Source organism: Phycisphaerae bacterium, from assembly GCA_018003015.1.
Classification (GTDB): Bacteria; Planctomycetota; Phycisphaerae; order UBA1845; family PWPN01; genus JAGNEZ01.
This window is the reverse complement of record JAGNEZ010000031.1, coordinates 59,768-71,842: the sequence shown is the minus strand read 5'-3', so window position 1 is coordinate 71,842 and position 12,075 is coordinate 59,768. Positions and strand designations below refer to the sequence as shown.

Annotated in this window: 12 protein-coding genes; 6 read left to right on the top strand and 6 right to left on the bottom strand. The window is 63.7% G+C overall.

Going from position 1 to position 12,075, the window contains the following annotated elements; all coding sequences use genetic code 11:
* The first annotated feature begins 187 nt into the window (after positions 1 to 187).
* The 3 genes from guaB to KA354_14575 all read left to right on the top strand — a co-directional run bounded on the left by guaB (position 188) and on the right by KA354_14575 (position 2,846).
* On the top strand, positions 188 to 1,708 hold the full coding sequence (gene guaB / locus KA354_14585) for an IMP dehydrogenase (GenBank protein MBP7935869.1): 1,521 nt from the start codon (positions 188 to 190) through the stop codon (positions 1,706 to 1,708).
* Between the two features lie 174 nt (positions 1,709 to 1,882).
* The gene (locus tag KA354_14580) at positions 1,883 to 2,434 is read left to right on the top strand and encodes a hypothetical protein (GenBank protein MBP7935868.1); all 552 of its coding nucleotides are present in this window, start codon (positions 1,883 to 1,885) and stop codon (positions 2,432 to 2,434) included.
* Between the two features lie 151 nt (positions 2,435 to 2,585).
* Entirely contained in the window at positions 2,586 to 2,846 is a 261-nt protein-coding gene (locus tag KA354_14575; protein MBP7935867.1) for a twin-arginine translocase TatA/TatE family subunit, read from the top strand.
* A 133-nt stretch (positions 2,847 to 2,979) separates the two neighbouring features.
* Here the strand turns inward: KA354_14575 and KA354_14570 are convergent, their stop codons facing one another.
* The 6 genes from KA354_14570 to KA354_14545 form a co-directional block, all read right to left on the bottom strand.
* Positions 2,980 to 3,297 (bottom strand): hypothetical protein, encoded by a 318-nt coding sequence (locus KA354_14570; protein MBP7935866.1) that lies wholly within the window; start codon positions 3,295 to 3,297, stop codon positions 2,980 to 2,982.
* Positions 3,287 to 3,751 carry a hypothetical protein gene (locus KA354_14565; GenBank protein ID MBP7935865.1) on the bottom strand — a complete coding sequence of 155 codons (465 nt, stop codon included), beginning with the start codon at positions 3,749 to 3,751 and terminating at the stop codon, positions 3,287 to 3,289. The genes KA354_14570 and KA354_14565 overlap by 11 nt, the downstream gene beginning before the upstream one ends.
* 88 nt (positions 3,752 to 3,839) lie before the next feature.
* Positions 3,840 to 4,118: a hypothetical protein gene (locus tag KA354_14560; GenBank protein ID MBP7935864.1), complete on the bottom strand. Its 279-nt coding sequence runs from the start codon at positions 4,116 to 4,118 to the stop codon at positions 3,840 to 3,842.
* 196 nt (positions 4,119 to 4,314) lie between these two features.
* A complete protein-coding gene (locus KA354_14555) occupies positions 4,315 to 4,767 on the bottom strand; it encodes a hypothetical protein (GenBank protein MBP7935863.1) in 453 nt (150 codons plus the stop codon).
* A gap of 108 nt (positions 4,768 to 4,875) precedes the next feature.
* The gene (locus tag KA354_14550) at positions 4,876 to 5,079 is read right to left on the bottom strand and encodes a hypothetical protein (GenBank protein MBP7935862.1); all 204 of its coding nucleotides are present in this window, start codon (positions 5,077 to 5,079) and stop codon (positions 4,876 to 4,878) included.
* 83 nt (positions 5,080 to 5,162) lie between these two features.
* On the bottom strand, positions 5,163 to 6,545 hold the full coding sequence (locus KA354_14545) for a hypothetical protein (protein ID MBP7935861.1): 1,383 nt from the start codon (positions 6,543 to 6,545) through the stop codon (positions 5,163 to 5,165).
* Between the two features lie 689 nt (positions 6,546 to 7,234).
* Here KA354_14545 and KA354_14540 point away from each other — a divergent pair.
* The 3 genes from KA354_14540 (at position 7,235) to KA354_14530 (ending at position 11,908) form a co-directional block, all read left to right on the top strand.
* Positions 7,235 to 7,978: a PEP-CTERM sorting domain-containing protein gene (locus tag KA354_14540; GenBank protein ID MBP7935860.1), complete on the top strand. Its 744-nt coding sequence runs from the start codon at positions 7,235 to 7,237 to the stop codon at positions 7,976 to 7,978.
* Between the two features lie 333 nt (positions 7,979 to 8,311).
* The gene (locus KA354_14535) at positions 8,312 to 9,127 is read left to right on the top strand and encodes a prepilin-type N-terminal cleavage/methylation domain-containing protein (protein ID MBP7935859.1); all 816 of its coding nucleotides are present in this window, start codon (positions 8,312 to 8,314) and stop codon (positions 9,125 to 9,127) included.
* A gap of 186 nt (positions 9,128 to 9,313) precedes the next feature.
* A complete protein-coding gene (locus KA354_14530) occupies positions 9,314 to 11,908 on the top strand; it encodes a LamG domain-containing protein (GenBank protein MBP7935858.1) in 2,595 nt (864 codons plus the stop codon).
* Positions 11,909 to 12,075: the final 167 nt, after the last annotated feature.

Genomic DNA, 12,075 nt, shown 5'->3' with positions numbered 1-12,075 from the left:
GAGCCTGAGCGGGGTGGAGTCCATCCTGTCGCTGCGGGCCATGTGGCTTTCCCAGGATGGCCGCTGGACGCAATACTGGAACACCCGCCCGGCCTACGGCGAGGCCGCCTAACGTGTCACGGACCCAGACGTTACCCGCCGGTCGTTTTCCCCTTGACGCGCCTCGCGCCCTGCGATATAAAGCGTCATGGCCACCAACACGCTTCATATCAGCTCGACCGGAACCGGTTCATCCCCCAAGATTCTCGCAGATGACGGTATTACTTTTGATGATGTCCTACTCGTTCCAGCCCGCTCGGCGATCGTGCCTCGGGTGGCGGACGTCACCACCCGGCTGACCCGGCGGATTCCGCTGAACATTCCGCTGATTTCCGCCCCGATGGATACGGTCACCGAGTCCGCCCTGGCCATTGCCCTGGCCCAGGAAGGCGGCATTGGCATCATCCACAAGAACCTGTCGGTTGATGCCCAGACCCGAGAGGTCTACAAGGTCAAGCGATCGGAATCCGGGGTCATTCTTGATCCGATCACGCTTCGCCCGACCGATCCGGTCAGCAGAGCCCGAGAGGTGATGCGGCTGCACAACCTGTCCGGCGTTCCGATCACGGTGGAGGAAGGCAAGCTGGTGGGCATCATCACCAGCCGCGATCTGCGGTTTCTGTCCGTTTCCGAGGACCGTTTGATCCGTGACGTGATGACCGGGCGCAACCTTGTGACCGCCCCGCCGGAGACGACGCTGGAAGAAGCCGAGAAGATTCTCCACGCCCACAAGGTCGAGAAGCTGCTCCTGGTTGACAAGGCCGGCAAGCTGGCGGGGCTGATCACCATTCGTGACATCGAGCGCAGCCGGCTGTTCCCCACGAGCTGCAAGGACGCCCGCGGGCGGCTGCGGGTCGGAGCGGCAGTCGGCGTGTACGACTATGAACGGGTGGAGTCGCTCATCGCCAATGACGTGGACCTCGTCGTGGTTGATTCTGCCCACGGGCACAGCGAGAACGTGATCGAGACGGTCCGGGCCATCCGCAAGAAGCACGACATTGATATCATCGCCGGAAACATCGCCACGGCGGAGGGTGCCGCCGATCTCATCGAGGCGGGAGCGGACGCGGTCAAGGTTGGGATCGGGCCAGGCTCGATCTGCACGACTCGGATCGTCTCCGGCGTTGGGGTGCCCCAGATCACGGCGATCATGAATGTCGGATCGGTCGCCAACCCGGCTGGCGTCCCGATCATTGCCGACGGCGGCATCCGCTACTCGGGCGACGTGACCAAGGCCATCGCTGCCGGAGCCAGTTCGGTCATGATCGGCTCGCTTTTTGCCGGGCTGGACGAGTCGCCCGGCCAACTGGTCATCTGGAAGGGCCGAAGGTTCAAGGAGTACCGTGGGATGGGCTCGCTCGGGGCCATGGTCCACGGGAGCGCAGACCGGTACGGGCAGGGCGGCCAGAGCAAGCCGGACAAGCTGGTGCCCGAGGGGGTCGAAGGGCGGGTCGCGTACCGGGGCAAGCTGGCCGAGTTCAGCTACCAGCTCATCGGCGGTCTGCGGGCAGGCATGGGCTATTGCGGGACCCGGACTATCGAGGAACTCCGCGCCAAAGCCCGGTTCATCCGCGTCTCGGCGGCCGGCGTGGTCGAGTCTCATCCGCACGACATCGCCATCACGCGTGAGGCACCCAACTACGCCCTGGACATCAAGGAGGAAGGGTAACCGCTTGGGGAGCTTCGGCGCGGTGCCTTGGCTTTGCGGTGGGTTCGTTGGGCGGGAGGCTGGCTTCCTGGAGTCTCTGGCACGCCGCTGGTAGCCGGCGTGCGACTTGTAGTCTTGGGGCGTTTCCGAGGTTATACTCTCCGCCGGTATGGGTTGCCTGATGGAGTACGTGGCATGAACCAAACTCGCGTTTTCGTCGGTCTTGTGGGGGTGACGATCTGTGCCGCTCTGATTGCCTGCAACCAGCCGCCGGCGGCGAACCCGTGGCGAGACGACGCCCTGTCACGTGACACCTGGTCTACACCCACGCAGGACGGCATCCTGGCATCGGGTCATGCTCCGGTCGTTCGTCAGCGCGACACGCCTGCGATCGAGGCTCCGCTCGCGGACGGCGCGGTCCCGCACTGGTCGCTCTGGTTCGAGGACCCGTTCGAGGACAAGGGTGACGGCGACGGGCAATCCGCGTGGACTTGGGCGGACTACCTGGCGATGTTCTACAGTGCAGGCCGGTTCGGTCTGAACACGGTGTGCACGCCGGTGAGCGCGGTTGTCGTGCCGCCGTGCACGGCCCTGGTCAGTGACGGCGTGGTGGGCAAGGATCACGACGCCGCGGTGGGCGGGTCACCCAACCCGACCGCCTCCAAGGGGGATTTCTACCCGGCGGTGGACGCCGAGCCACGAGAGCCAGCCAGTGACACCACTCCGGCACCTGAGGTGGGCGGGTAGCCGAGCGCGCGGGCGGCTGCCGCGAGTCGTCTTTCGGCGGTTTGACGGACGCCCCCTCCAGGCCATATAATCTTTCTGTTCGATGACGTCCGGTTGGCGGGACAGCCTCTCGTCCGAAGGCCGATGGGTTCCGCGCAGGAGTTGCACGATCATGTACGGCATGAACATACTGGCGTGGGTACCCAACATGTACGAGTTGCTCCTGCTGCTCGCCCTTGCGTTCCTTTTTTTCGGCCGGAAGCTGCCCGAGCTGGGTAAGTCGCTCGGCCAGAGTGTCGTTGAGTTCAAGAAGGGCCTGAAGGGAGTCGAGGACGACCCATCCAAGACTCTCGGCAACGATCAGTCCCAGATGCTCCCGCCGCCCTCAGGGACCAACAACCAGAACCCGGGCCAACCCAAGAGCAACGGGTAACCTGACCTTCGATTGTGCCCCTGTGTATCGGCGTCGTGAGCCACAGGCGTGGGCGGGTTTTGTTGGCCGGACTCACTGTACCAGCGTGTCGACGGCAGTTGAGCCGGGCGTGGCCGGTGGACTGTCGGCTGATCTACACCTCCAGGGCCTTGTCTTCGACGCAGTGATCCGCGACCTCGACTCCGCTTGACGTCAATCGGAACCATCGCCTCCGCCAGGTGGTCGCGCGGCCGTCGCCTTCGATCTCCGCCACGATCCGTTGAACGTATCCCTTCTCGCACAGATAAGCCAGGTCTTTCTTGAGCTGGTCCCACTCCAGTTGCGGAAAAACCGCCAACAGGGTTCGCAGGATCTGATCGCCCTGTAACGCGGCCGGGTAGAGCATCTTCAGCACCACCAGGACTTCGTTCCGCACCCGCTTGATCTGCCGGGCAGAGGATTCACCGCTCATCGCTTCCTCCCTCTCGGAAAGCACCGCACGATTCTCCGGTTGTCTCGCCCGACCGCTCGGATTCCGCCTCCACCCCGGCCATCTGCCGACAGGCGGCGGCCACATCGGTCATCGCCGCCGCCATCCGCCCGATCTGGACGGCGACGCCGTGCCCGTTCTCCAGCTCGACTTGGATTCTCGTCACCAACTCGGTCAGCCGCTCCAATCGCTGCCGGGCGTACATCGACTCGCGAACCCATTCTTCCTTGGTGGTGTACTCGCGCTCGAAATCCGCCGTGGACCGCACCAGCTCGTGAATGGCGCTCTCCATGGTCTGGATGCGCCGGGTCAGCATGCTGATGCCGCTGGCCTGCTGATCGCGAATCGCTCGCAGGTAGAGCATGATCATCGCCAAGGGCGTCCCCACCAGTGGCGAGAGGATACTCACCAGAACGGCCGTCTGCTCCCAAGCCATGCGTTCCTCTCTCGCCCTCCGCGAACGTTCAGCACCCGGCAATCAGCACGCGGCTCTCTCGACCAGGCGCAACCTGTCCTTCTCTTTCCTACTGCACCAACCGCACGACCACCTCGTTGATGAGACGCAGGAGTCGATTGACCGCGTCGCCCCGAATCTGTCCGTCGACCAGTGCCTGGCGAAACGCCTCCACCTCAGGCGCCTCACGCAAGGACACGACGGCCGTGGTGCGCCGAGAATCGGCCAACACCTGGTCGATTGCATCCGTCGGTTGTGTCTCCCTCACTGTCCCACTGACCGCTTCCAGGCTGCTCACCAGTCGATCCAACTCGCTTATCCCTGCTGCAACTGCTGCTGTGTCCGTCATTCGACCGCTCCTTTCCGTTCGCACTCGTATTCATCCCGTCGGGTGCACGACCGGCACCCGGCCGATCCAACGACAGGCAGAAGGCCTGCCGCTCGCGCCCTTCCGAGATTGACTCCTGGCCCTCGCCGCCCGCTTCTTCCCGCATCGCCTTTTCCGCGCTCTTCGAGTCTGTTTCCGCTCCCTCCGCGCTTGCGTCTCAATCCGCGGCCTCCGCCTTCCTCCTCGCCTCCATCCACCCGGCCAGATACCGTCGCATCTCGTCTTGAAGCGACAGGCTGTCGATCGCCAGTCGCTGCATGCCCTTGGCCATCTCGCGGAGTACGCCAACGTTGTCCCTGGCCGCCGCGAGCCGGGCGTGTTCGGCTTCCCGGTCCTGGCGAATTGCCTTCAACGCCGACCTGAAGTCGCCGGTGTGCGACTCGACTGCGGCCGGTTCCGTGGCCGCCACTTTGACCCGTTCCACGAACGCGGCGACGACTTGCGACTCCCGCGCGTCGTCGTACCGGCCGACCTCGTCGTGATACTCGCGCAGCGTTGTCTCCATCTGACTCGCTGCCGCCGAAAGGGCATCCGCGGCCGACATCTCCATCCGCGCATCCCCGCCACAGCCACTGAAGACCAGTAGAATGACCCACAACCATCGCGTCATCTCACACCTCCGCCCATTGAAATCCGTATCCAGCACTCGTTGGTCACACAACCGCCTCCCTGACGACGGGAAAACCGGGTTGGCCTGAATCGTGGCTCATAGCGCCCTTCAGGCTCCGCCCTCCGTGCTTCCATTCTTCCCGGCGTCCTCGTGCGCGATTCCAAGAATGAGGGCCACCCCCACGCCGAGGACGGTGAGCACCATCTCCTCGCTGACACCCAGACCATACTCGGCCGCGTAGGCCGCCAGCACCGTCGCCAGGGCCACGCGAACCTTCCGCGACCCCAACGGCCGCACGGTTCGCTGAATCATCTCGACCATCCTCATGACTCCCTCCGGCATCGCACCGCCTACATGGCAAAGACACCTGCGATCACTCCTCGAAGCATCATCCGTCACCTGCCGCTCACGGGTTCCTCCTGGCTCTGCCACCAGAAGTACACCGGCCGCGACCCGGCGATCTGCCGAAAGACCTGGGCCAGAGTCGACGGGGTGAGCCGGGCGACCCGCTGCCGTCCCGATCGGGTCATGCCGCGATACCAGGTTACGATGCTGTCGGCCACCCGTTGGCGGGCGGCAGGTCGCTGGCACATTCTGACCACGAAATCGGCCGCCCACGGATCCACTCCCTCCGTGCGGAGCTCGGCCAGAACTCGTTCCTGCGCCGGCGGCAGGGCTACCGTGCCCACCCGGGTCATTCCCGCCTTCTCGAATACCGGATTCACCGCACCCATGGCCGCGAGGCATTCGACACACGGCGTGCCCACCAGCGGGAGCGTCTTCCTGACCAGCCAATGCCCCAACCCGCAACCCCGCACATCCGGGTGGATCACGAGTCGTTTGAGCACCCGCACTTCGGCATTGAGCCGTTCAGGACGGCCGCTGAAGCGCCCGCCCGTCACCTGGTTTCGCAGGGCCAGCTCCAGCACCGGCCGGCCGTACACAACCACCCCCAGCCCTGCACCTACACCTCCCTCCCTCAGCACGAACACCTTGTCGACGAACCCCAGGGACTCTCCCCCACGGTAGTGCCACGCCGCAAAAGGCTCGTAATCCCGGACCATCCCTGCCTCAATCTTCAACCGCGGCAGGAGCGAGAACGATCGTTTCGAGATCGCCTCCGTGTCCTCGCTGATGGTTGACTCCTGACCACTAATCGCCTCTCGCGCTCCCATCCTGACCACACAATCCGGCTGGAGATCCTCCTCCAAGTCATTCCGGCAGGTCGCCACATACAGGGTGAGCTTTCGGCGATCGACCAGTTTGCGGAGGCTGAACGCCATGCCGTGCGCGACCCGATCGTGCAGGACCGCCCCGAACTCGTCGCACAACAGTGGCCCGACCTCCTCGTTACGGTGTTGCAGCGAGAGCGACCGGGCAAGCCGAGCCCGGAACTTCTCACCCTCGGACAACTGGTCAAAGGACCGAACCCAAAGCATCGGCTCGCCCAGCCCGCAGGCCGTCAGAATCCCCAGGGCCTCGTGCAGTGGTCGGGCCGGGGCCACTGCGTCCAGCACGGACACGTCCAGGGGAAACGGCAAGGTGTTCACCCACCGGGCCTTGGGACACTGCCGCTCCACCGCTCGCAAGAGCCGTGTCTTCCCGGCCCCCGACGGCCCCAGCACCAGCGTGATCGTTCCCGGCCGCAGGCCCAACTCCACTCCCCGGGCCACCCTCCGCGCTCTTCCGGCCAGTGGCACGCCAAACCGCAAACACACCTCCGCCAGCCGAGCGCTGGCCTCCACCCGGACCGCCTCCACCTCGACGTCGACCTGCATCCCATCCCCTCCATGCTGGGTGAGCGGCCAGCCATCCCGCGTCGGGGCAGAAAACCGCGGCCCCGTCGCATACCGCACGCCCAACCCAGTGCTGATGCCGCCCTTTCAGCCCGTGTACCTAACAAATACCTAACATATACACCCGGAACCTGCCCCAGGCAAGTAAAAAACAGCAATTGTGCAATAAAGACCGTAAAGCCATTTCCTGAAAGTACTTAGTGTTGATGTGATCCCTGTTGAACACCGGCGAAGGGTGGCCTATTGGCCTGAGGAGGGGCTCGGCCTTCTATCGATACGTTATTGCCCACCGTTGCCGGGAAACCGGCCGGGGTATTCAGGAAGAGCGGATCGAAAGGCAGCTTATGGCCTCCGGGTCGCCGGTTGATCGGCGGCAACGCGGCCAGACAAGGCAATGACGGCCATCCGTCGGACGCTCTGGCGGCACGGGAACCGGGAAAAAACGTAGGCACATCGGGGCTTAGCGGTTATCATAGAGCTGCCGGGATTCGCGAAGGGGCCGCCGGAGCCGTCCGGATCATCCGAACCGGGGACGGCGTCCACAGTCAGCTCACGGGCAGCAGGCCTCGGTCGTCGGAGGGTGTAACAGTCAGATCAGGGTGTTTCGCCCAATGTCCAGAGTAGATCGTCTTGGGGAGCACTCGTTTTAATCCTTGGCTGGAGGGTGTAACGTGAAGGTTAGAAGAAGCTCACATCGTTTTCGTCCATGGATGGCGTTGGGGCTCTTTCTCATGGCCTGTGGGCCGCTGCAAGCGTCGGTCTACAACCTCGCGTCGGATTGGAGCGACACGAACAATCCCAACGGCGTCTGGGCATTATGGAAATCGCCGGGGAAGTTGCTCACCATCCATCAATCGGATTACCTCGCGGACGGCAGCAACCAGGCCGCCTGGGCCGATGATCAAATTGGCCCGCCGGAACCTGACGGACGGTATCATGTCCCAGCGTGGCTGAAGGTCAGTACTCCGTGGTCCATGGCCACACCCGGCACCATTGTTATGCATGGTGTGGATCCCAATGTAACCCCTGGGCTTTCCTACTCGAGCGTGACTTGGACCAGCCCGAGCACGGGGATCGCCTCCATTCGCGGGGGAATATGGCATGGCGGGCTGAATCGCCCGCAGGTCTGGGACATCCGAAAGAACGGCACGACGCTGACCTCTGGCCTGATCAACTACACCGATCCGTACACCCAAGCCAATCCCTTCGACTTTGCCTCCGGTAGCGGCGGTCCCGCGGTCATGACCCAGGCTGTACTGCCCGGCGATGTCTTTGAGCTGGTCATTGGACCCAAGCAGGGTACCGTCGGTACCTTCGTCGGACTCAATTTCGAGATCGAATTGGTACCTGAGCCCGCATCGTTGTGCCTGCTGGGGCTTGGAGGACTGCTTCTGCTCCGGCGCTCTCAAGGGTGAATCGGCGCTGCCCGGCAGTGTTGCCGCTCATCCCGGTTCCCGAACGGTAGGGCATCTCCTCGATCGCCAGAGGACTACGCTCAGGGAATGCCCATCACAACGGCAAACATCGGCCCGTGTCCTGGAGGGACCGGACAGGAAGGTCAACGCGGCAGACGGCCCCTCCCAGGGGACTCACCCAGGATCTTGCATTGCCCCCAACAAAGCGATATCTTGACCAATATCATAAACCGCTGAACGGGAACCAGGGGGGATCGTACTCGTGCCAGGTCGATTGGGGCTGAGTGCGAGCGCATCATCATCGCGGGGTCTCTTGTTCAAGGAGCACCGCCCATGGGGTTCCAAGCTAGCAGACGTTCACGAGCCGCGCGGCGGACGATTGGTGCGTTTACCCTGATCGAAGTGCTGGTGGTCGTCGCCGTCATCGCCTTGCTGATCTCGATTCTGATCCCGAGTCTTAAGGCCGCCAAAGACATGGCCTTGCGATCCGACTGTGCCAGCAACCTGCACCAGGTAGGCGTGGCCCTGAACGCCTACGCGAACGAGTATCGGGAGCAACTGCCGCCGCTCTATCGCACGACCACGGCCTTCACCACGTACTACATGCGCACGGCGGGACCGGGCACAGTGAACCTCGGCCTGTTGGCCAACCGGCGTTATGTGACCGAACCCAAGCTGTTCTACTGCTCTGGCCAGAGTCCCGGGGACTGCGCCAGCCTTGTCTACAACGGCCCGGACAACACCTGGTACAGCGACGCCGGGTGGGCGGCATTGGAGTCCAAGGTACCGGTGCGTTCCTCCTATCCGGCTCGGTTGATCGAAGTCCCGAAGGCCAACTCGCAGATCGGGTCCTCGACGCAGATGGAACCGATGCCAGCCGGAGTCCTGACCGGCTGGAAAATAGGGCGTTACTCGAACAAGGTCATCTACTCCGACTTCACCGGGGTGAACAAGTTCAAGGGCGGCGGCATCGTGGAGGGGCTGGTGTCCTCCCCGCATGCCCGGAAAGGCTTCAACCGCCTGTTCAGCGACAGTGCGGTGCGATGGGCGAAACCCGACCTGGTCGACCGCCTGCGGCCGATCACTTCGGAGGCTCCGACGCCGGAGGAGCATGTCGCGTACTACAAGCTGCTTGACCATCTTCCGTGACCGTCGGCCTGGATAACTGCCGGCTGGTTGATAACCGTAGTATCCGGAACAGAAGGAGAGGAACGAGTGAGCGACGGGGGGAAACAGCACGGCCCAGCAGGAGGGGGCAGGAGCGCATTTCCCGCTTGACGCCACGCCGAGAACGAAGATGCTTCAATTGGATCGAATCAAGAGAAGGAGGAAAGTATGCGAGGCGATCTGAAGGCAAGAGGGTTCGGCCGGGGTCCATGTCTGGCCGTGATCGTGTGGGCAGCGATGCTGATGCTCGGCCCCGGGGTATCTGCGAAGCCGATCTGGTGTTCTCCGTTTGAAACCGAGCAGGGCGAGGCCGTGAGCCAGGATCAGATCGCCGAGGTCGTGGACAACGCCGTCGGTGCCGCCGGGCTAGCGACCGGCAGTGTAACCAGCCTGCCGGCGCTGCTGTATGTGAAGCACGGCCTGTATGCCGGGCTGATTCCGTCGACGATCGATCCAGGAGGGCAGGCGGCCTCATTCGCGTTGTCCACGCCGGATGACCGCCGGACAGGGATTAACACCAACCTGCGGAGCGATGCCGGGAACCTGGGGAGTAGCCTGACGTTCGAGGGGTATTTCTACATGCCGAACGCGGATCCGGTGACTTCGCCGACCTACATTGCCCGCCGGCTGGTCACGCAGAAGCGATCGGCGGACGACGGGCAGTCGCGCCTGGCGATCGGGGTTCATGCCGCTCGAGTCGGGGTTGTGGCCGGGCTGTTCGACTATGAGGGCTTTGACTACGCCGGGACGACGTTGGTTGGCCAGGCGGGCGGCAAGGGCTGGGCTCAGGCGTGGGTCACCAGCGGGACCACGGCCGCGGCCACCCTGTCGGACGACTTGACCAGTCTGGACTCGGGAGCGTTCCCCTACGATCCGGCGGGAGCCCGGGTCAGCGTCAAGAGCGGCGCAGCGGCCCGGCAGCTCAGCCGGTCTCTCGACCTGACCACGGAAGGCGAGGTGATGTACGTGAGCACGCTGATGCGGAAGACGTCCACCGCCGCCACTTCCGCCGACAACCTGGAGATCACTCTGGGCAACAGCACGACCAACCAGACGATCCGCATCGGCATGACCAGCGGCGACGCGTTCTTCCTGAATCAGGCGGCCAATGCGACGGGCGCGGTGGTCGCAGGCGACACCTACTTCGTGATTGCCAAGATCGTCAGCCACGCCGCGACGGCTGATGAATGCTACATGAGTATCTACGGCCCCACCGATACCACGCCGACTACCGAGCCGACGACCTGGATGTTGACGAATACCCTCAGCGGCACAGTGATGCTGAGCTATCTGCGGATCGTCAGCGGAGCGAATCTGGACAAGGGGGAGATCGACGAGATTCGGGTAGGATCGACGTATGCATCAGTTACCGATCCGCTTGCTCCGGACGGCGATCCGGGGGAGGATAAGAACCTGCTGGCCACGTACTGGGCGGAGTCAGACGGAACAGCCACAGGGGTCATCAACCACATCGAGTATGGAACAACACCCCTCGAAGCGAACCGGTGGTACCACTTCGCGGTGACATACGACAGCACCGCCCTGCGCTGGTATCTGGATGGCAATCAGGAGGGCGAGGTACTCAGCCCAAGCGTAGTTGGCGTCGGGACGGGCAAGATCGTCCTAGCGAATAACCGGAGCACGGCGGCGACCAACGATCGCGGATTCTACGGCTTGCTGGACGAGATCCGGATCTGGGACAAGGTGCTCGCGACCGACCAGATGCTGGTCAAGGGCGGCGGCACGGGCAGCGGTTTGCTGTGGCGGTCCACGTTCGAGACCAGCAAGGGCCAGCCGGTGACCGATGGTCAAGCGGCGGAGACCATGAACTGCATTGACAACCTGGTCGGACCGCCGAACGGCACGCCAGCAGGCGTTCTCGCGAGCTTCTATACCGCTTTCGGCCAGACAGGTGTTCCGGCGGTGCCGGCGACTATAGATCCCGCCCAGCTCACCAGTTCGTTTGTACTGTCTCTGCCGGATCTGCCGAACGTGGCGGTCAACACGAACGTACCCAGCGACACCGGCAATGTGGCCAACGCGGTCACGATCCAGGGTTATTTCAACACCTTCCGGACCACTCCGGTCACGGCGTCGCACGTGGGCAGCCGCCTGGTCAGCATGATGCGCTCGGCGTCTGAAGGCCAGTCGCGGCTGGCAATCGGGCTGGCCGCCAACGACGATGCCGCTCCGACCCACAACGTACTATCCGTGGCTTGGGCCGACACCAGCGGCGTGGTTACGCCCGTGCGAGGCACGGCTCAGATCCAACCCAACACCTGGTACCACTTCGCCTTGGTTTACGACGGCACGGACATCCGCTGGTACCTCGACGGGCAGCTGCAGGGCGAGGTTCTGGCTCCGGCCTTGGCAAGTCCCGGCTCCGCCGCGATCGTCATCGGGAACGACCGCACGACCGGCACCGGAGGCCGCGGCTTCTACGGTCTGCTGGATAAGATCGTCGTCAGCGACCATGCTATCGCTCCAGCGGACTTCATGACCGTGGGGCTCGACCCGTGTCTGGGCAAATGGTGCAACCGGCCGTTCGCCGATATGGACGACGACGGCGACGTGGATCAGATCGACTTCAGCCAGTATCAACTCTGCTTTGCCGAGGTCCTGGTCGAGGGGAATCCGTGTCTCTGCCTGGACAAGACCGGCGACAACAAGGTTGATGCGACCGATCTCGCGGAGTTCGCGAAGTGCGTGACCGGCCCGGCGGTTTCCTGGAATTCGGACCTGACCCCGGACTGCTCACCGTGATGACCCGGCAGCCGGTTGGCTCGAAGCCGCCGGGCGGAATGGACCCAAGATGTGTGGTGCCGCGGAGGCTCCCACCGGGGCGAAGTGCGGACCGGCTCGGATGGGATTCAGGGGGGACGTCTGACATGCGTCAACGACGGATAGCCGGCTCCTCAAACGCCGGACGT